The organism is Pseudomonas sp. UYIF39 (genome assembly GCF_029963765.1).
Classification (GTDB): domain Bacteria; phylum Pseudomonadota; class Gammaproteobacteria; order Pseudomonadales; family Pseudomonadaceae; genus Aquipseudomonas.
The window spans coordinates 107656-128593 of record NZ_JALBYU010000014.1 but is presented as its reverse complement, the minus strand read 5'-3'; the positions used below and the strand labels follow the sequence as shown (position 1 = coordinate 128593).

Genomic DNA, 20938 nt, shown 5'->3' with positions numbered 1-20938 from the left:
ACGGTCTGCCACAACTAATTACGTATCTCGCCTTTACCTCCCGAATTCCCAACTATCCTTAAGCGCAGGCCATCCAAAACAGGGGAGAGCCGGTACACCGGCGCGCGGGTCATCGGGAGTAGCTTTCGGGGTAGTCAGCTTCGAAAGAGTTCTGGGGGGTAAACAGCGACTGCATATTCGGTCGCTGCCAGCATCGACTGAATGATCCGGCGTCGGCTCCACGTATCGAGCGAGGTGACGTCATGAGTATCTTTAGCCACTTCCAACAACGCTTCGAGTCCACACGCCAGGAAGAACTCTCGCTGCAAGAGTATCTTGAGCTGTGCAAAAGCGACCGCAGCGCCTATGCCTCCGCCGCCGAGCGTCTGTTACTGGCCATCGGTGAACCGGAGCTCCTCGACACCTCGGCCAACTCGAGGCTGTCACGAATCTTTTCCAACAAGGTAATCCGCCGCTATCCGGCCTTTGAAGACTTCCACGGGATGGAAGAATGCATTGACCAGATCGTGTCGTATTTCCGCCATGCCGCTCAGGGCCTGGAAGAGAAGAAACAGATTCTCTATTTGCTCGGCCCTGTGGGTGGCGGTAAATCGTCCCTGGCCGAGAAGCTGAAACAGCTGATCGAAAAAGTACCCTTCTACGCGATCAAGGGCTCGCCGGTATTCGAATCGCCTCTGGGTCTGTTCAACGCCACTGAAGATGGCGCGATCCTCGAAGAAGACTTCGGCATTCCACGGCGCTACCTCAACACCATCATGTCGCCATGGGCCACCAAGCGCCTGGCCGAGTTCGGCGGCGACATCAGCCAGTTCCGCGTGGTGAAACTCTATCCGTCGATCCTCAATCAGATCGCGGTAGCCAAAACCGAGCCGGGAGATGAAAACAACCAGGACATCTCGGCACTGGTGGGCAAGGTCGATATCCGCAAACTGGAGGAATACCCACAGAACGACGCCGATGCCTACAGCTACTCGGGCGCACTGTGCCGGGCCAACCAGGGCCTGATGGAATTCGTCGAAATGTTCAAGGCACCGATCAAGGTGCTGCACCCACTGCTGACCGCCACCCAGGAAGGCAACTACAACAGTACCGAAGGTCTGGGGGCAATTCCGTTTACCGGGATCCTGTTGGCCCACTCCAACGAATCGGAATGGCACACCTTCCGCAACAACAAAAACAACGAAGCCTTCATCGACCGGATCTACATCGTCAAAGTGCCGTACTGCCTGCGAGTCAGCGACGAAGTGAAGATCTACGACAAGCTCTTGTTCAATAGCTCCCTGGCCAAGGCTCACTGCGCGCCTGACACCCTGAAGATGCTTGCCCAGTTCACCGTACTCTCGCGACTGAAAGAGCCAGAAAACTCCAATATCTACTCCAAAATGCGCGTGTATGACGGCGAAAACCTCAAGGATACCGATCCGAAGGCCAAGTCGATCCAGGAATACCGTGACAACGCGGGTGTCGACGAAGGCATGAACGGCTTGTCGACCCGTTTCGCGTTCAAGATCCTGTCGAAAGTGTTCAACTTCGATCCTCACGAAATCGCTGCCAACCCGGTGCACTTGCTTTACGTGCTGGAACAACAGATCGAACAGGAACAATTCCAGGCGGAAACCCGCGAACGCTATCTGCGCTTCCTCAAGGAGTACCTGGCACCGCGTTATATCGAGTTCATCGGCAAGGAAATCCAGACCGCCTACCTCGAGTCTTACAGCGAGTATGGCCAGAACATCTTCGATCGCTATGTGCTGTACGCCGACTTCTGGATCCAGGACCAGGAATACCGCGACCCGGAAACCGGCGAAATCCTCAACCGCGTAGCGCTGAACGAAGAACTGGAGAAAATCGAAAAACCGGCCGGCATCAGCAATCCGAAGGATTTCCGCAATGAAATCGTCAACTTCGTACTGCGCGCCCGGGCCAATAACAACGGCAAGAACCCGACCTGGCTCAGCTACGAAAAACTGCGGGTGGTCATCGAGAAGAAAATGTTCTCCAACACCGAGGACCTCCTGCCAGTCATCAGCTTCAACGCCAAGGCCAGCAAAGAGGACCAGCAGAAGCACAACGACTTCGTCACACGGATGGTCGAGCGGGGCTACACCGACAAACAGGTACGACTGCTGTCCGAGTGGTACTTGCGGGTCAGAAAATCACAATAACCCGCTGCCGGTCAGACCGGTTGTCGTCAGCCAGAGGCCTGTGTACGCATTTTCTGTTACACAAACCTCTGGAAGGTGTTCGAAAGTCGGTAGCGAGGTTCAGTCAGCGTCCAAAAGCGCTTGGGGGAGCGTGAACATCCCTTGGCACCGTCGATGCTGCATAACCGCTCGCCCCTTTCAGGACAGCTTCTAAGGAGCAGTCATGAGCTATGTGATCGACCGACGTCTCAATGGCAAGAACAAAAGCACGGTGAACCGTCAGCGGTTTCTGCGGCGTTACCGTGATCACATCAAAAAGGCTGTCGAAGAGGCGGTCAGCCGGCGCTCCATTACCGATATGGAACACGGCGAACAGATCAGCATCCCCGGCCGCGATATTGACGAGCCGGTGCTTCACCACGGTCGCGGTGGCAAGCAGACAGTCGTGCACCCAGGCAACAAGGAATTCACCAGCGGCGAGCACATTGCCCGCCCGCCCGGAGGTGGCGGTGGCAGAGGCCCCGGCAAGGCCGGCAATTCGGGCGAAGGGATGGACGAATTCGTCTTCCAGATCACCCAGGAGGAATTCCTCGAATTCATGTTCGAGGACCTTGAGCTACCGAACCTGGTCAAGCGCAACCTGACCGGCACCGACACCTTCAAGACCGTTCGTGCCGGGATCAGTAACGAGGGCAATCCGTCGCGGATCAACATTATCCGCACCTTGCGCTCGGCCCATGCACGGCGAATCGCCCTGTCTGGCAGCAGCCGGGCAAAATTACGCGAAGCCAAGGAAGAACTGCTGCGACTCAAGCGTGATGAGCCAGACAACTTCGGCGATATTCAGGAAGTCGAAGCAGAAATCGAAAAACTCAGTGCTCGCATTCATCGCGTACCGTTCCTCGATACCTTCGACCTCAAGTACAACCTGCTCATCAAGCAACCCAACCCCAGCTCCAAGGCGGTGATGTTCTGCCTGATGGACGTGTCCGGCTCCATGACCCAAGCGACCAAGGACATCGCCAAGCGTTTCTTTATCCTGCTGTACCTGTTTCTCAAGCGTAACTACGACAAGATCGACGTCGTGTTCATCCGCCACCACACGAGTGCCAGGGAAGTGGATGAAGAAGAGTTTTTCTATTCTCGCGAAACCGGCGGCACCATCGTTTCCAGCGCCTTGAAACTGATGCAGGAGATCATGGCCGAACGCTATCCGAGCAATGAGTGGAATATCTATGCCGCTCAAGCCTCCGACGGCGATAACTGGAACGACGACTCACCGATCTGCCGCGACATTCTGATCAACCAGATCATGCCGTTCGTGCAGTACTACACTTACGTTGAGATCACCCCGCGCGAACATCAGGCCTTGTGGTTCGAGTACGAACGCATCGCCGAAGCCTTCTCTGAGACTTTTGCCCAGCAACAACTGGTCTCGGCCGGGGATATCTATCCGGTCTTCCGTGAACTCTTCCAGCGCAGGTTAGTGACATGACCGCCAAAGAGCAGAAGCGCCAACCCATTTCCACCGGTTCCGAATGGACGTTCGAGCTGATTCAGGCCTACGACAAAGAAATCAGTCGTCTGGCGGCTCGTTACGCACTCGATACTTACCCTAACCAGATCGAGGTGATCACCGCCGAGCAGATGATGGACGCCTATGCCTCCGTCGGCATGCCGCTGGGTTATCACCATTGGTCCTACGGCAAACACTTCCTCAGCACCGAGAAATCCTACTCTCGCGGCCAGATGGGGCTGGCGTACGAAATCGTGATCAACTCGGACCCGTGCATCGCGTATTTGATGGAAGAAAACACCATCTGCATGCAGGCGTTGGTCGTCGCCCATGCCTGCTACGGGCATAACAGTTTTTTCAAAGGCAACTACCTGTTCCGCACCTGGACTGACGCCAGTTCGATCATCGATTACCTGGTCTTCGCCAAGCAATACATCATGCAATGCGAGGAGCGCCACGGTATCGACGCAGTCGAGGACCTTCTGGATTCCTGCCACGCCCTGATGAACTATGGGGTCGATCGCTACAAACGACCCTATCCGATTTCCGCCGAAGAAGAACGTCGCCGGCAAAAGGATCGGGAAGAGCATTTGCAGAAACAGATCAACGATCTGTGGCGGACCATTCCAAAAGGTGCAGACAAGTACAGCGACAAGGACAACGCGCGCTTCCCCGCTGAACCTCAGGAAAATATCCTCTACTTCATCGAAAAACACGCACCGCTGCTGGAGCCATGGCAGCGGGAAATCGTACGGATCGTGCGCAAGATCGCTCAGTATTTCTACCCGCAACGTCAGACTCAGGTGATGAACGAGGGTTGGGCCACGTTCTGGCATTACACCCTGATGAACGACCTGTATGACGAAGGCCTGGTGACCGACGGCTTCATGATGGAGTTTTTGACGTCCCACACCAGCGTGGTCTATCAACCCGGCTTCGACAGCCCCTACTACAACGGCATCAACCCCTACACCCTGGGTTTTGCCATGTACCGGGACATTCGCCGCATGTGTGAACACCCGACCGAAGAGGACTACCGCTGGTTCCCTGAGATTGCCGGCACCGACTGGCTGTCGAGCATCAAGTTCGCCATGAGTAGCTTCAAGGATGAAAGCTTCATCCTGCAGTACCTGTCACCCCAGGTGATCCGTGACCTGAAGTTGTTCAGCATTCTTGATGACGACCAGAAGGACGATCTGCTGGTGCCAGCCATTCACGATGAGCCGGGCTACCGGATCATCCGTGAAACCCTGGCGGCACAATACAACCTCGGCAATCGCGAACCCAACGTGCAGATCTACAGCATCGATCGGCGCGGCGACCGCTCTCTAACCCTGCGTCACCAGCAACACGACCGCAAACCGCTGGGCGAGTCCACCGAGGAAGTGCTCAAGCACCTGCATAGGTTGTGGGGCTTCGACATTCACCTGGAAACCCTGCAAGGCGACCAGGTCATGAAAGTCCACCATGTTCCGCCCAGAAGCGAACACAGCGAGGGGGACTACGGCCGGTTGGACCTGGCTGTCATCCATCTTTGATCCTGTTTCTGCCTCCGGAGGTTCGACGCAAAGGTTATTCTGTCGGGCTAACGGAGGTTTTTTATGCAGATTTTTAAAGTCGGCGGTGCGGTACGCGATCACCTGCTGGGCAAGCCTGTCACAGACATCGACTGGGTTGTGGTTGGTGCCACCACTGAAGAAATGCTCGCCAAGGGCTTTCGCCCGGTGGGTGCGGATTTCCCGGTTTTTCTTCATCCCAAAAGCGGCGAGGAATACGCCCTCGCCCGGACCGAGCGCAAAAGCGGACGCGGTTACGGCGGCTTTACCTTTCACGCCAGCCCCGAAGTTACCCTTGAAGAAGACCTGATCCGTCGTGACCTGACCATCAATGCCATGGCTGAAGACGATCAACAGAACCTGACCGATCCTTACCACGGCCAGCGCGATCTAGAGGCGCGCTTGCTTCGTCACGTTTCCCCCGCATTCGCCGAAGATCCGCTCAGGGTTCTGCGCGTTGCCCGCTTCGCAGCTCGTTATGCGGGGCTCGGTTTCACCGTGGCGCCGGAGACACTGGAGCTGATGCGCCAACTCAGCGAATCAGGCGAACTGGAGGCCTTGACCGCGGAACGCAGCTGGAAGGAAATCTCCCGCGCTCTGATGGAAGACCAACCCCAGGTATTCATCGAAGTGCTGCGCGAGTGTGGCGCTCTCAAGGTATTGATGCCGGAAGTCGATGCCCTGTTCGGCGTACCGCAACCGGAAGCCCACCATCCGGAAATCGACACGGGCGTGCACATATTGAGCGTGCTGGAGCAAGCGGCGCGGCACAAACAACCACTTACCGTGCGCTGGGCCTGCCTGCTGCACGACCTCGGCAAGGGACTGACGCCCGAAGAGGAGTGGCCCCGACACATTGCTCATGAGCACAAGGGCCTGAAACTGATCAAAGCGGTCAACGAACGCTTCAAGGCGCCGAAGGACTGTCAGGAGCTGGCTCTGCTGGCGGGCGAATATCACACCCACGGCCATCGCGCCCTGGAGCTGAAGCCGTCGACTTTGCTGGAGTTGCTGCAGAGTTTTGACATTTACCGTCGGCCGCAGCGGTTCGAGGAATTTATCGCGGCGTGCGAGATGGACGCGCGTGGACGTAAAGGGCTGGAGCAGCGAAGTTATCCACAGGCTGATTATTTGCGGGGGGCGGCAAATGCTGCTCGGACCGTAGCGGTTCAGCCGCTGCTGGAGAAGGGATTCAAGGGGCCGGAGCTGGGCGAGGCGATCAAGCGCGAACGGCTCAAGGCGCTGAAGGCTTACAAAGAAAAAGCCTAAGCAAGGGCAAAAGATCGCAGCCTTCGGCATCTCCTACGGGGCGCAAATCAATCCATGCAGGAGCTGCCGAAGGCTGCAATCTTTTGCTTTACAGCAAATTTGAGGGCGTCAGCTGCTCACCGCGCCACTCGAACGCCACCGGCGCCAACACCTGATCAATCTGCGCCTCGCGCCACAAAGCCGCAAAACTCTTGCCTACACCTGGATGCACGCGATCCGGCGCAATCAGCGACAACGGCCACAGCACAAAGGCATTTTTCAGAATTTCCGCCCGCGGCAGTATCAAGCCATCAAAGTTGCCCACCAGATCGCCGAACAGCAGCACGTCGATATCCAGCGGCAACCCCTTGCGATCCGGCGCATAACGGCCGTTGTCTGCCTCGATGAATTTCAGCCGGCGATCCAGCTCCATCAGCGGCAAATCGGTAAAAGCCGACACCACAAAATTGAAGAATGGCCCGCTCTTGATTCCCACCGGCTGGCTTTCGAACACTGCCGAGCAGCGTATATCCACCAGGAAACCTGCCAAGGCTTCCAGGCCAGCCTGCAAATGGGATTCGCGCTCGATATTGCTACCGAGCCCGAGAAACACCTGAGTCAGCGACATCCGCGCTCGATCTCCACGCCCACACCACCCGTGGCAGCCGGGATGGCGCCTGGCTTGGTCAGCTTGAGGCGCATCCAGGTGATGTTGAATTCGCTCATCAGGACTTCAGCCAGACGCTCGGCGAAGGTCTCGACCAGCTGGAACTGCGCCTGCTCGGCAAAAGCCTGGATACGCGACGACACACTGGCGTAATCGAGCGCCAGAGTCAGGTCATCACCGGCGGCGGCCGGGCGATTATCCCAGGCGAAACTCAGGTCAAGACGCAAGCACTGTCGGATGCCTCGTTCCCAGTCATAGGCACCAATCACGGTGTCGACTTCCAGGCCCTCGATAAACACTCTGTCCAAGCACTTTTCTCCGCTGCACGACAAGGGCGCAATGCGCCGTTAGAATCAGGGCGTCCTTGCCCGGAATAGTTAGCATGTTTTGGTTACTGGCGACCCTCGCCTACCTGCTCGGCTCTCTGTCCTTCGCCATCTTGCTCAGCCGCCTGACCGGTAACCCCGATCCGCGAATGAGTGGCTCGGGCAATGCCGGCGCCACCAACATGTTGCGCCTGGCCGGCAAGAAACTCGCCGTCCTGACCTTGATCGGGGACCTCTTCAAAGGCCTGCTACCCGTACTGATCGCCGGCGTTGCGGACCTTTCGCTTCAAGAACAGGCCTGGATCGGCGTGTGTGCCGTTATCGGTCACCTGTTCCCGCTGTACTTTCGCTTTCGCGGTGGCAAGGGTGTCGCCACCGCTGCCGGCATGTTGCTGGGTCTCTACCCGCCCGCCGCGCTGCTGGCGGTTTGCGCCTGGCTGCTGACGTTCTACCTGACTCGCACCAGCTCACTGGCGGCCTTGATCGCCACACCGCTGACCCTGCCGTTGCTGGCCTGGCAGGAGCCGGCGGCACTGCTGCCCATGAGCGCAATCACGGGACTGATCGTCTGGCGCCACCGGGGCAATCTACGCGACCTGTTTGCCGGGCGCGAACGGCATTTTTAAATACCGGACATGAGCGCGGCCATCCCGCACATCATCACAGCGCCGACAATTGCTCCATCGGCCAACGCGCCTGCACGCTGATCGCCAGGCTTTCATGCTGACCGGCCTGCAAACGCTGGCAGCCGGCAAAGGCAATCATCGCGCCGTTGTCGGTGCAGAACTCCGGACGAGCATAAAAAACATCACCCTTCATGTCGCCGAGCATCTTCTCCAGTGAGGTACGCAGTGCCTTGTTGGCGCTGACGCCGCCAGCGATCACCAGACGCTTCATGCTGGCCTGTTTCAGGGCACGCTTGCACTTGATGGTCAAAGTCTCCACCACGGCCTGCTGGAACGCCAGCGAGATGTCGCAACGGGCTTGCTCGCTGTCGTCCCCGGCGCTGACGCTCTGCTGCCAGGTGTTCAGGGCGAAGGTTTTCAAGCCACTGAAACTGAAAGCCAGTCCTGGACGGTCGCACATCGGGCGCGGGAAAGTGAAACGTCCTGCAACCCCTTGTTCCGCCAGTCGAGCGATTTCCGGACCACCCGGATAATTGAGCCCCATCATCTTCGCGGTCTTGTCAAAAGCTTCACCGGCGGCATCGTCGAGGGTCTCGCCCAACAGCGTGTATTGACCGATCCCGTCGACCTGAACCAGCTGCGTATGACCGCCAGACACCAACAAAGCGACGAACGGGAATTGCGGTGGTTGCGACTCCAGCATCGGCGCCAGCAGGTGACCTTCCATGTGGTGCACACCCAGCGCCGGAATACCCCAGGCGAAGGCCAGCGCCTGAGCGCAAGAGGCGCCCACGAGCAAGGCACCGACCAGGCCAGGACCCGCGGTATAAGCGATCGCGTCGATCTCGGTCGGCACACAGTCAGCTTCGGCCAACACCTGACGAATCAAGGGCAGCATGCGTTTGACGTGGTCCCGCGAGGCCAGCTCCGGCACGACCCCGCCATAGGCGCGGTGCAGGTCGATCTGGCTGAACAGCGCGTCGGCCAGCAGGCCGCGCTCACTGTCATATAATGCGACACCAGTTTCGTCGCAGGAGGTTTCTAATCCCAGTACTAGCATGGGTTTGCGCCTTGTTTAGGCTGAATTCGAAGGCGCGCATAATAGTCGCCACGTGATGCCCCGACCAGCGGTTTTCGATCAGAGGCTTTGCATTCCGAGCGATGAGGGGTTAACATCCGCAACCCTTAAAAACCGACGTCTTCAAGTGCTCTTTTGCCACGAGGATGTTGACCCCGGTAATGAATGAAGGTAGCTCTGGATGCCAGCCGTCAAAGTAAAAGAGAACGAACCCTTCGACGTAGCTCTGCGTCGTTTCAAGCGCTCCTGCGAAAAAGCCGGTGTACTGGCTGAAGTTCGTAGCCGCGAATTCTACGAGAAGCCTACTTCTGAGCGTAAGCGCAAAGCAGCAGCCGCTGTTAAGCGTCACGCCAAGAAAGTTCAGCGCGAACAGCGCCGCGCCGTTCGTCTGTACTAATACACAGACGTTCGTAGCAAGCTTCTGCCAAGCCCGGCCCTCAGCCGGGCTAATGGCATTTGCGGAAAACGCTTGATGCTTCACCGTCAAAGCCGCACACGCGACCGAGACAAATCTGCTTCACAGCGTCAGACCTGGCTCTTCTGCCAGCGGTGCACGTCTTTTCTGACGAGCCTTCCAAGGCTACTGACGAGCACACCCACTGATTCCTCTCACGACGATCAGCCCAAGGCACCTTCTTGCGTGCCAGCTTATGAGCTATCCGAGGCCATCGACAGGCCGCAGCCGGATTCAGCGCAACACTTTCAAATAGTCGAATACTGATTGGTACTAACGTCAGTGGATTTTCGGCAGATACACTTCCCGACAGCGATTACGCAGACGACATTGGTCGAGCCGCACATTTTGCGCGCCTCAAACAACGACCCTCGCTCAGCCGCTCTTCGTTTCGGATCCATTGCAGCGCAGATGACGAGAACGCCATGGCCGGGCTAATTCCCCAGAGCTTCATTGACGACCTTCTGAACCGCACCGACATCGTCGATGTGGTCAGCTCGCGCCTGCAAATGAAAAAGGCCGGCAAGAATTACACCGCCTGCTGCCCGTTTCACAAAGAGAAAACCCCCTCCTTCAGCGTCAGCCCCGACAAGCAGTTCTACTACTGCTTCGGCTGCGGCGCTGGCGGCAACGCCCTCGGCTTCATGATGGACCACGACAATCTGGATTTCGTCCAGGCCGTCGAAGAACTGGCCAAAGCCGCCGGCATGGAAATCCCCCGCGAAGAAAGCGGGCGGCCGCACAAACCGCGGCAGCCGACCGATTCGCCGCTCTACCCGCTGCTCACCGCCGCCGCAGACTTTTACCGCCAGGCACTGAAAAGCCATCCATCGCGAAAAGCAGCTGTGGATTACTTGAAAGGTCGCGGACTGACCGGCGAAATCGCCCGAGACTTCGGCCTCGGCTTTGCCCCGCCCGGCTGGGACAATCTGTTCAAGCACTTGAGCAGCGACACCCTGCAACAGAAAGCCATGATCGATGCCGGCCTGCTGATCGAGAACGCCGAAACCGGCAAACGCTATGACCGCTTCCGCGATCGCGTGATGTTCCCGATCCGCGACAGCCGCGGGCGAATCATCGCCTTCGGTGGCCGGGTATTGGGCGACGACAAGCCGAAATACCTGAACTCACCGGAAACCCCGGTATTCCATAAGGGCCAGGAACTCTACGGTCTTTATGAAGCGCGCAAGAACAACCGCAACCTCGACGAAATCATCGTCGTCGAAGGCTATATGGATGTTATCGCCCTCGCCCAGCAAGGCCTGCGCAATGCTGTCGCGACTCTGGGCACCGCCACCAGCGAAGAGCACTTGAAGCGACTGTTTCGCGTCGTGCCCAACGTGCTGTTCTGTTTCGACGGCGATCAGGCAGGTCGAAATGCCGCATGGCGGGCATTGGAGGCTGCGCTGCCAAGCCTGCAGGACGGGCGGCGCGCACGCTTTCTGTTCCTCCCCGAAGGCGAAGACCCGGACACGCTGGTCCGCTCCGAAGGCACCGATGCCTTCCGCGCACGGATCAATCAGCATGCCCAACCATTAGCAGATTATTTTTTTCAACAGCTGACCGAGGAATCGGACCCACGCTCGCTCGAAGGCAAGGCCCACATGGCCACCCTCGCCGCGCCGCTGATCGACAAAGTCCCGGGTGCAAACCTGCGCATCCTGATGCGCCAGCGCCTGACCGAAATTACTGGGCTTAGCGGTGAAGCCGTGAGCCAACTGGTACAAAGCGCACCTCAGGAAGCTCCGCCGGCGTACGACCCGGGGATCGATTATGACGCCATGCCGGATTACAGCGACTACCATCAGCCGCAGGCACAAGAGATGTATGTGCCGCAGCAGGAATGGACGCCGAAGAAACCCGGCGCCGGCGGCAAAAAATGGGACAAAAAACCGTGGGACAAAAACGGCAAACGCGGTGGTGATCACGATCAACCCCGCGCGCCACGGGTGCCGGCCGCTGTAGAGCCGCCGACCCTGGCCGCCTTGCGCACGCTATTGCATCACCCACAATTGGCCGAGAAAGTCGAGGATGCCGGGCACTTTGCTGCCGAGGATCACACCAATACGCAATTACTGGTGGCCCTTCTCGAAGCCGTACAGAAGAATCCCAAGCTAAACTCATTTCAGCTGATTGCACGCTGGCACGGTACGGAGCAAGGACGTTTGCTCAAGGCGCTGGCGGAAAAGGAATGGCTGATTGACGGAGATAACCTTGAACAACAGTTTTTCGACACCATTACTAGCTTGTCAGCCCGCCAACGCGAGCGAAACCTGGAACAACTTCTCAGGAAAGCACGTCAAAGTGAACTGAGTGCCGAAGAGAAAAATCAACTGCGCGACCTATTAAGTCGCAATGTTTCCGCAACAAGCCCGACCTCAACTGGCGCGTGAGGTCATAGCTCAGGTATAATCCTCGGCTTGTTTTTTGCCCGCCAAGACCTTCAGTGGATAGGGTGTTATGTCCGGAAAAGCGCAACAGCAGTCTCGTATCAAAGAGTTGATCACACTTGGTCGTGAGCAGGGTTACCTGACTTACGCGGAGGTCAACGACCACCTGCCGGAGGATATTTCAGATCCGGAACAGGTGGAAGACATCATCCGCATGATCAATGACATGGGGATCAACGTATTCGAGGTTGCGCCAGATAAGGATTCCCTTATGCTGGCCGACGCCGATACCGACGAAGCCGCGGCCGAAGAGGCAGCAGCAGCGTTGGCAGCGGTCGAGACCGACATTGGTCGCACCACCGACCCAGTGCGCATGTACATGCGTGAAATGGGTACGGTAGAGCTCCTCACACGTGAAGGCGAAATCGAAATCGCCAAACGTATTGAAGAGGGCATCCGCGAAGTGATGGGCGCAATTGCGCACTTCCCTGGCACGGTTGACCATATTCTCTCCGAATACACTCGCGTCACCACCGAAGGTGGCCGCCTGTCCGACGTCCTGAGCGGTTATATCGACCCGGACGACGGCATTGCGCCGCCTGCTGCAGAAGTGCCGCCGCCTGTCGACCCGAAAGCCGTGAAAGCGGACGACGACACCGACGACGACGACGCTGAAGCCAGCACCGACGAAGAAGAAGAAGCCGAAAGCGGTCCGGATCCGGTCATCGCAGCTCAGCGCTTTGGCGCTGTCTCCGATCAGATGGAAATCACCCGCAAGGCGCTGAAAAAGCACGGTCGTGGCAACAAGCTGGCAATTGCCGAGCTGGTGCTTCTGGCTGAGCTGTTCATGCCGATCAAACTGGTTCCGAAGCAATTCGAAGGCCTGGTCGAGCGTGTTCGCAGTGCCCTGGATCGTCTGCGTCAGCAAGAGCGCGCGATCATGCAACTTTGCGTTCGTGATGCCCGCATGCCGCGTGCCGACTTCCTGCGCCAGTTCCCGGGCAACGAAGTCGACGAAAGCTGGACCGATGCACTGGCCAAAGGCAAAAGCAAATACGCTGAAGCCATTGGTCGCCTGCAACCGGACATCATTCGATGCCAGCAGAAGCTGACCGCGCTGCAAACCGAAACCGGTTTGACGATCGCCGAGATCAAGGACATCAACCGTCGCATGTCGATCGGTGAGGCCAAGGCCCGCCGCGCGAAGAAAGAGATGGTAGAAGCGAACTTGCGTCTGGTGATCTCCATCGCCAAGAAGTACACCAACCGTGGCCTGCAATTCCTCGATCTGATCCAGGAAGGCAACATCGGTTTGATGAAAGCGGTAGACAAATTCGAATACCGCCGCGGCTACAAGTTCTCGACTTATGCCACCTGGTGGATCCGTCAAGCGATCACTCGCTCGATCGCCGACCAGGCCCGCACCATCCGTATTCCGGTGCACATGATCGAGACGATCAACAAGCTCAACCGCATTTCCCGCCAGATGTTGCAGGAAATGGGTCGCGAACCGACCCCGGAAGAGCTGGGCGAACGCATGGAAATGCCTGAGGACAAGATCCGCAAGGTATTGAAGATCGCTAAAGAGCCGATCTCCATGGAAACCCCGATCGGTGATGACGAAGACTCCCATCTGGGTGACTTCATCGAAGACTCGACCATGCAGTCGCCAATCGATGTCGCCACTGTTGAGAGCCTTAAAGAAGCGACTCGCGAAGTTCTGTCCGGCCTCACTGCCCGTGAAGCCAAGGTTCTGCGCATGCGCTTCGGTATCGACATGAATACCGACCACACCCTCGAGGAGGTTGGTAAGCAGTTCGACGTGACCCGTGAGCGGATTCGTCAGATCGAAGCCAAGGCGCTGCGCAAGCTGCGCCACCCGACGAGAAGCGAGCATTTGCGCTCCTTCCTCGACGAGTAACAACAAAACCCCCGGCCCAGGCCGGGGGTTTTGCTTTTATACAGATTAAATCCCCTGCACCTCTCCCCCTCCGAATTGCCCGTCTACACTCGAAACATTCCCCGAGCCATAACGAGACCGTTATGCCCAGACTGCCGACCGTACTTTTTTTGCTGTCGCTATTGACCTGGACCGCAACGGCTGGCGCGCTGACTCTGACCGACGAAGAACGTAGCTGGCTGTCGGCTCACCCGGACTTGCGCCTGGGTGTCGATGCGTCATGGCCACCCTTCGAGTTTCGCGACGATCAGGGCCGCTATCAGGGTCTTGCAGCAGACTATATCGACCGGATCCGTCAACGCCTGGCCATCAAGCTCACACCCATCGAGCCGGTTAGCTGGACCGTCGTCCTGGAGCAGGCCAAACAAGCCAAGCTGGACCTGTTGCCCGGCATCATGTCGACCCCGGAGCGCCAGACTTACCTCTCATTCACCCGCCCCTACCTGGACTTTCCGATTGTCATCCTCGCCCATGTCGGAGGCCCCCAGCCACGCAAACTCGAAGACTTGTACGGTCTGAAAGTCGCCGTGGTGGAAAACTACGCACCCCATGAGCTGCTGCGCACCCACAATCCCGACCTCAATCTGGTCGCGATGCCCAACGTCAGCTCAGCGCTGCAGGCGCTGGCTACCGATGAAGTGGATGCGGTGGTCGGCGATCTCGCCTCCAGCGTCTGGAGCCTGCGTCAGCTCAAGCTCGACGGGCTCTACGTCAGCGGCGAAACCCCCTATCGCTATCAATTGGCGATGGGCGTGCCCCGGGACAACAAGATACTGGTCGGCATTCTGGATAAAGTCCTGGCGGACATGACCCCGGACGAAATCAATGAGATTCAAGAGCACTGGGTCGGCAACGTCCTCGATCATCGAACATTCTGGAACGATCTGCTGGTTTACGGTCTACCAGGATTGCTGCTGCTGATCATCGTCCTGGCGATAGTTATCCGGATCAACCGCCGGCTGAGTTCAGAAATTGCCCGGCGGGTCGACCTGGAGCAAGAACTGCGCAGCAGCGAATACCATTACCGCGGGCTGGTAGAGAGCCTTTCGGCCATCGCCTGGGAAGCGCGGATCAGCGATTTCACCTACAGCTACGTGTCCCCCCATGCCGAGGATCTGCTCGGTTACCCCTTGTCTCTTTGGCTGATTCCGGGCTTCTGGCGCAACATTATCCACCCGGCCGACCTGACCCGCGCCCAGACCTTCTGCGATCACGAAGTATCGGCCGGGCGCGATCACAGCCTCGATTACCGGGTCATCACCGCCGATGGCCGCTGCATTTGGGTGCGCGATATCGTCAGCCTGATCGAGCACGGCCATGAACCGGTGATGCGCGGGCTGATGATCGACATCAGCGAAGCCAAGCGCACCGAAGAGGCGTTGCGCCTGTCGGAACAGAAGTTCGCCTCGGTATTCCAACAATGCCCGGACATACTAGTCATCGCGCGACTCTCCGACGGCTGCCTGCTGGAGGTCAACGAAGCGTTCGAAGAACAGATCGGTCTCAAGGCCGAAGACGTCATCGGCCAGACGGCCACCGACCTGAACATCTGGGGCATACCCGGCGTCGGACCCGGCTTGTTGCAACGGTTGCAGGCCGGCAGCATCCGTAATCTGGAGATGCCCTTTCGCCGCAACAATGGCCAAGTGTTTACCGGCCTGATCTCCGCTGAGCCGTTCGACCTCGATACAACCCCTGCGCTGGTAGTGGTCGTGCGGGACATCAGCCAGCTCAAGGAAACCCAGCAACAACTGCAAACCTCCGAAGAGAAATTCGCCAAGGCCTTCCATGCCTCACCCGACGGCTTGCTATTGTCACGGCAGAGCGACGGTTTACTGATTGAGGTCAACGAGGGTTTCAGTCGCATTACCGGTTTCAACAGCGCGATGTCCGTGGATCGCTCTGTCCTCGAGCTGGGAATCTGGGTCAATCTCAACGAACGCAAACAGATGCTCGATCTGCTGCACCGGGACGGATTCGTCCGCGACTTCAGTTGCCATATACGCCGCAGCGACGGACAGATTCGCCTCTGCGAGGTGTCCAGCCGTCCGCTACCGATCGGCGATGAAGATTGCATGCTGACCATCGCTCGGGACATTACCGAGCGACACCTGATGCAGGAGAAGCTGCAGCAGGCCGCCACGGTATTCGAGAGCACCGCCGAAGGTGTATTGATCACCGACACCCAACAGCACATCAGCGCGGTCAACCGTGCGTTTACCGAAATCACCGGCTACAGCGAGAGCGAAGCATTGGGCCACACCCCTCGCCTGCTCGCCTCGGGCCTGCATGACAGCGCGTTTTATGCCGCCATGTGGCATCAACTGACCGCCGAAGGTCATTGGCAGGGCGAAATTTCCAACCGGCGCAAGAATGGCGAGCTCTATCCGAGCTGGCTGACCATCAGCGCGGTACGCAACCGGGATAAATTCGTCACCCACTTTGTCGCGGTGTTCGCGGACATTTCCAGCCTCAAACACGCCCAGGCCAAGCTCGATTACCAGGCACACCACGACCCGCTGACCGGGCTGCCAAATCGCACGCTGTTCGAGAGCCGATTGCTGACTGCGCTCAACAACCAACAGGAAAACGGCGGCCAGGGCGCGGTGCTGTTCCTGGACCTGGACCGTTTCAAACACATCAACGACAGCCTGGGTCACCCGGTCGGTGACCTGCTGCTCAAGGGCATTGCCGTGCGCCTCAAGGAGCAGTTGCGCGACATCGACACCGTCGCGCGCCTGGGCGGCGACGAATTCATCATCTTGCTGCCCGGGCTGCAGCAATCCAGTGACGCCGACAACATCGCGGCCAAATTGCTCAATTGCTTCGGCGCACCATTCCAGGCTGGCGAACATGAGTTTTTTATCAGCGCCAGTATCGGCACCAGCCTGTATCCCAAGGATGGCTGCGATGTCGCCACGCTGGTCAAGAACGCCGATGCGGCGATGTACCGCTCAAAGGCCAAGGGTCGCAACCGGGTCGAAAGCTACACCCGCGACCTCACCGCTCAAGCCAGCGAGCGAGTGGCACTGGAACATGAACTGCGACGCGCTATCGAGCGCAACGAACTGCACCTCCATTATCAACCGAAGATCAGCCTGATCGACCATCGCCTGGTCGGCGCAGAAGCGCTCATCCGCTGGCGCCACCCGACCTTTGGCGATGTGCCACCGGAGCACTTCATTCCGCTGGCCGAAGAAAACGGCATGATCCTGCAAATCGGCGATTGGGTTCTCGAAACCGCCTGTCGGCAGATGTTCGAGTGGAATCAGATTTACGAACCCGTCGGCCCGCTGTCGGTCAACCTCGCGGGCGCTCAATTGCGCCAGCCGAACCTGCTCGGCCGGATCGAACAATTGCTCAAGGACAACCGTCTCAAACCCGGTTTCCTGCAACTGGAAATCACTGAAAACTTCATCATGAGCCAGGCTGAAGAAGCGCTGGCAGTGCTGCATCAACTCAAGCACCTGGGCGTGCAACTGGCGATCGACGACTTCGGCACCGGTTACTCGTCCCTGAGTTACCTCAAACGTCTGCCACTGGACATTCTCAAGATCGACCAGTCTTTCGTCCGCGGCCTGCCGGATGATCCTCACGACGCAGCCATCGTTCGCGCCATTATCGCTCTGGGCCGCAGCATGCAATTCACCATCATTGCCGAGGGCGTGGAAACCCTCGCACAGCAGCAATTTCTCGCTGCCGAAGGCTGTGAACAGATCCAGGGCTACATCGTCAGCCTGCCCTTGCCACCGGAAGAATTTGCCGCGACGTTTCTTCGTATAGCCATTTCAGACTTTTCGGATAGCACAGCCGAGAAACCGTCGCTATAATCCGCGGCCTACTGAGGGCCTATAGCTCAGTTGGTTAGAGCAGAGGACTCATAATCCTTTGGTCCACGGTTCAAGTCCGTGTGGGCCCACCAAACAAGAAAGCCGCGCAATGCGCGGCTTTTTCGTGTTTGAGGCTTGGATTTTCGAAGCCGCTTCTTCTGTATGAATACGGAAAGTGTCCACCCTCCCGCCACGCCAGATCACAGTTTCAGCGTGTATTGCGCGTAAACCCATCCCTCAAGCTCATCACCGTTCAGTTCGACCGATACGTGAATCCAGGATCCGCGCTCTGCCTTAACCTCCAGACGTGTTCCCAATTTCGTACGGCCAAGCTCTTCAGACCGCTTGTTGGGGCCTGCACGGAGAATTAACGTATCCCTAAGGAAACTCTGAAAAAGATTTGCAAATTTGGTGAAGCACACGCTTCACACGAACTGAACGGTTGAGCTCCGACGAAACAGATGTCCTTCGCCGATGCCGAATATGCCGGTAAACGTAAGCAGACTCGCCGCGAGCGTTTTCTGATCGAGATGGATCAGGTGGTGCCCTTGAAGGGACTGGTTGCCTTGATTGAGCCGCATTATCCGAAGGGCGAAGAGACGAGACCACGATCCTCAATTTTCGTCGCTTGCTGGAAAAACATGAAATAGCCGGCGGAATTTTGCATGGCGAGGAAACGTACGTCTGCGGCGATGCCGGTTACACCGGTGTGGACAAGCGGCCTGACTGCCTGGACGACAGCCAAGTATAAATACTGATGCCTGCGTGATCGCTCGAAGCGAACACACTGCACCTTTCTGGACCCGTCCTGTTTGCTGGACGCCCAGTATCCATGCTCCTTTGATCGACCTACTAGTCTCTCAAAGGTGCATGGGATTATGGCGGCTTACTTCAGGTTGCCACTGAGAAACTGCTGCAGACGTTCGCTTTGCGGGTTGCCCAGCACTTCTTCGGGCACACCCTGCTCTTCCACCCGCCCCTGGTGCAGGAACAGCACTTGGTTCGACACTTTGCGGGCAAAGCTCATTTCGTGGGTAACCATGATCATGGTGCGACCTTCTTCGGCCAGCCCCTGAATCACCTTGAGCACTTCGCCCACCAGCTCCGGGTCCAGGGCCGAGGTCGGCTCGTCGAACAGCATGATCTCCGGTTCCATGGTCAGGGCCCGGGCGATGGCGACGCGTTGCTGCTGACCACCGGAGAGGAACGCCGGGTATTGATCGGCGACGCGCGACGGCAGCCCCACCTTGTCGAGATAGCGTCGGGCGCGCTCCTCGGCATCCTTCTTGCCGACACCCAGCACCCGGCGCGGGGCCATGGTGATGTTGTCGAGCACGGTCATGTGGCTCCACAGGTTGAAATGCTGGAACACCATCGCCAGGCGCGTGCGCAGGCGTTGCAGTTCATCGGCGTCGGCCACACGCATGCCGTGGCGGTCATGGACCATGCGAATCGGCTGGTTATCCAGGGTCATTGCGCCGTCATTGGGCGTTTCCAGGAAGTTGATGCAACGCAGGAAGGTGCTCTTGCCCGAACCACTAGCGCCGATCAGGCTGATCACATCGCCGGTTTTAGCGTTCAGCGAGACACCCTTGAGCACTTCGTGGTTGCCGTAGCTTTTATGCAGGTTTTCAACGGTCAGTTTGTACATGTGCGCAAACGTCCTCTACGGAATCAGTGAACCGGGGCAAGGAAAGATAGCCAGCGGCGCTCGGCCAGGCGGAACAAGCCGACCAGAATGAACGTGACGGCCAGGTAGATGACTGCGGCGATACCGAACGACTGGAAGGTCAGGAAGGTTGCCGAGTTGGCGTCTCTGGCGACCTTGAGAATGTCCGGCACGGTGGCGGTAAAAGCCACGGTGGTCGAGTGCAGCATCAGGATCACTTCGTTGCTGTAGTACGGCAACGAGCGGCGCAGGGCCGATGGCATGATGATGTAGGCATAGAGCTTCCAGCCACGCAGGCCATAGGCCTTGGCCGCCTCGACTTCGCCGTGGTTCATGCTGCGGATCGCCCCCGCGAAGATTTCCGTAGTGTAGGCGCAGGTGTTCAGGGCAAAGGCCAGAATGGTGCAATTCAAGGCGTCGCGGAAGAACGCATCAAGTACCGGCTGGGCGCGTACCGCAGCGAAGCTGTAGATGCCGGTGTAGCAAATCAGCAACTGGATATACAGCGGCGTACCGCGAAACAGGTAGGTGTAGAACTGCACCGGCCAGCGCACCCAGACACTGGACGACACCCGGGCAATCGACAACGGCACCGACACCACGAAGCCGAAGAAAATCGAGGCACTGAGCAACCAGAGGGTCATGGCCAGCCCGGTGATGTGACTGCCGTCCTGGTAAAGAAAGGGTCGCCAGTATTCCTGCAGTAGTTCGATCATCGTACGGCCTCCCGGGTACCTGCTGCGTAGAAGACATCCAGCCGGTGCAAGACGTAATTCGAAGCGGTGGTAATCACCAGATAGATCAAGGCCGCCAGCACAAGGAAGAAGAACAACTGATAGGAGCTTTTGCCCGCATCCTGGGCCACCTTGACCAGATCGGCCAGACCGATGATCGAGACCAACGCGGTGGCCTTGAGGATCACCATCCAGTTATTGCCGATGCCTGGCAGGGCGAAGCGCATCATTTGCGGGAACACCACGAAGCGAAAGCGCTGGGCGCGTGTCAGTCCGTAGGCGGTAGCCGCCTCCATCTGGCCGCGGGGTACGGCGAGGATCGCGCCGCGAAAGGTCTCGGTGAAATACGCACCGTAGATGAAGCCCAGGGTAATGACCCCGGCACTGAACGGGTTGATCTCGATATAGTCCCAGCCCAGCGCTTCGGTCAGGTTGGTCAGCCAGGTTTGCAGGCTGTAGAAAATCAGCAGCATCAACACCAGGTCCGGCACGCCACGAATCAGCGTGGTGTAGGCCTGCGCCGGGACGCGCAGCATAGCTGACCTGGAAAGCTTGGCACTGGCGCCGATCAGGCCGAGGACCACGCTCACCAGCAGCGACAGAAAGGATAATTTGACAGTCATCCACGAGCCTTGCAGCAACAGCGGGCCAAAGCCCTTAAGGCTGAAGCCGGAAAGCCCCAGAATCTGCAATAGGTATTCGAACATTGAGCAGCCCTTTGGCAATCAAGAAAGCGCCCA

General features: G+C 58.0%; 15 protein-coding genes, 1 tRNA gene and 1 pseudogene. 11 read left to right on the top strand and 6 right to left on the bottom strand.

From position 1 onward, the window contains the following. Positions 1–242: 242 nt before the first annotated feature. The 4 genes from MO767_RS19430 (at position 243) to MO767_RS19415 (ending at position 6485) form a co-directional block, all read left to right on the top strand. Complete coding sequence (locus MO767_RS19430; protein WP_008147199.1) at positions 243–2165, top strand: PrkA family serine protein kinase; 1923 nt, start codon at positions 243–245, stop codon at positions 2163–2165. A 202-nt stretch (positions 2166–2367) separates the two neighbouring features. Then, complete coding sequence (locus MO767_RS19425; protein WP_282481826.1) at positions 2368–3639, top strand: YeaH/YhbH family protein; 1272 nt, start codon at positions 2368–2370, stop codon at positions 3637–3639. Continuing rightward, positions 3636–5198, top strand: coding sequence for a SpoVR family protein (locus MO767_RS19420; protein ID WP_282481825.1), 1563 nt, complete (start codon positions 3636–3638; stop codon positions 5196–5198). The genes MO767_RS19425 and MO767_RS19420 overlap by 4 nt, the downstream gene beginning before the upstream one ends. A 63-nt stretch (positions 5199–5261) precedes the next feature. Next, positions 5262–6485, top strand: a complete 1224-nt coding sequence (locus MO767_RS19415) for a multifunctional CCA addition/repair protein (protein ID WP_282481824.1) — start codon at positions 5262–5264, stop codon at positions 6483–6485. A gap of 88 nt (positions 6486–6573) precedes the next feature. Here the strand turns inward: MO767_RS19415 and folK are convergent, their stop codons facing one another. Then, positions 6574–7092 (bottom strand): 2-amino-4-hydroxy-6-hydroxymethyldihydropteridine diphosphokinase, encoded by a 519-nt coding sequence (gene folK / locus MO767_RS19410; RefSeq protein WP_282481823.1) that lies wholly within the window; start codon positions 7090–7092, stop codon positions 6574–6576. Next, a complete protein-coding gene (folB, locus tag MO767_RS19405; RefSeq protein WP_008008297.1) occupies positions 7083–7439 on the bottom strand; it encodes a dihydroneopterin aldolase in 357 nt (118 codons plus the stop codon). The genes folK and folB overlap by 10 nt, the downstream gene beginning before the upstream one ends. 74 nt (positions 7440–7513) lie before the next feature. Between folB and plsY the strand changes: the two genes are divergently transcribed. After that, positions 7514–8083 (top strand): glycerol-3-phosphate 1-O-acyltransferase PlsY, encoded by a 570-nt coding sequence (gene plsY, locus MO767_RS19400; RefSeq protein ID WP_282481822.1) that lies wholly within the window; start codon positions 7514–7516, stop codon positions 8081–8083. Between the two features lie 34 nt (positions 8084–8117). Here plsY and tsaD read toward each other — a convergent pair whose 3' ends face one another. Beyond that, complete coding sequence (tsaD, locus tag MO767_RS19395; RefSeq protein WP_282481821.1) at positions 8118–9143, bottom strand: tRNA (adenosine(37)-N6)-threonylcarbamoyltransferase complex transferase subunit TsaD; 1026 nt, start codon at positions 9141–9143, stop codon at positions 8118–8120. A gap of 199 nt (positions 9144–9342) precedes the next feature. On the opposite strand from tsaD, the gene rpsU reads away from it, so the two are divergent. The 6 genes and pseudogenes from rpsU to MO767_RS19365 all read left to right on the top strand — a co-directional run. Further along, a complete protein-coding gene (gene rpsU / locus MO767_RS19390; RefSeq protein WP_002551877.1) occupies positions 9343–9558 on the top strand; it encodes a 30S ribosomal protein S21 in 216 nt (71 codons plus the stop codon). Between the two features lie 482 nt (positions 9559–10040). Next, positions 10041–12008 (top strand): DNA primase, encoded by a 1968-nt coding sequence (gene dnaG / locus MO767_RS19385; RefSeq protein WP_056741298.1) that lies wholly within the window; start codon positions 10041–10043, stop codon positions 12006–12008. Between the two features lie 67 nt (positions 12009–12075). Then, a complete protein-coding gene (gene rpoD, locus MO767_RS19380; protein ID WP_282481820.1) occupies positions 12076–13926 on the top strand; it encodes an RNA polymerase sigma factor RpoD in 1851 nt (616 codons plus the stop codon). Positions 13927–14048: 122 nt separating this feature from the next. Next, the gene (locus MO767_RS19375; protein WP_282481819.1) at positions 14049–17795 is read left to right on the top strand and encodes an EAL domain-containing protein; all 3747 of its coding nucleotides are present in this window, start codon (positions 14049–14051) and stop codon (positions 17793–17795) included. Positions 17796–17810: 15 nt separating this feature from the next. Next, a tRNA-Ile gene (locus tag MO767_RS19370) sits at positions 17811–17887 on the top strand. 369 nt (positions 17888–18256) lie between these two features. Next, positions 18257–18459 (top strand): annotated as a pseudogene (locus MO767_RS19365) (IS5/IS1182 family transposase); the annotation flags it as partial. A 222-nt stretch (positions 18460–18681) separates the two neighbouring features. On the opposite strand, the gene MO767_RS19360 reads toward MO767_RS19365, so the two are convergent. The 3 genes from MO767_RS19360 to MO767_RS19350 are packed head-to-tail and all read right to left on the bottom strand — an operon-like array spanning position 18682 to position 20905. Then, complete coding sequence (locus MO767_RS19360; protein WP_282481818.1) at positions 18682–19446, bottom strand: ATP-binding cassette domain-containing protein; 765 nt, start codon at positions 19444–19446, stop codon at positions 18682–18684. Between the two features lie 23 nt (positions 19447–19469). Further along, complete coding sequence (locus tag MO767_RS19355) at positions 19470–20180, bottom strand: ABC transporter permease (RefSeq protein ID WP_129440640.1); 711 nt, start codon at positions 20178–20180, stop codon at positions 19470–19472. After that, complete coding sequence (locus MO767_RS19350; protein ID WP_282481817.1) at positions 20177–20905, bottom strand: ABC transporter permease; 729 nt, start codon at positions 20903–20905, stop codon at positions 20177–20179. Before MO767_RS19350 ends, MO767_RS19355 begins: the two co-directional genes overlap by 4 nt. Positions 20906–20938 lie beyond the last annotated feature (33 nt).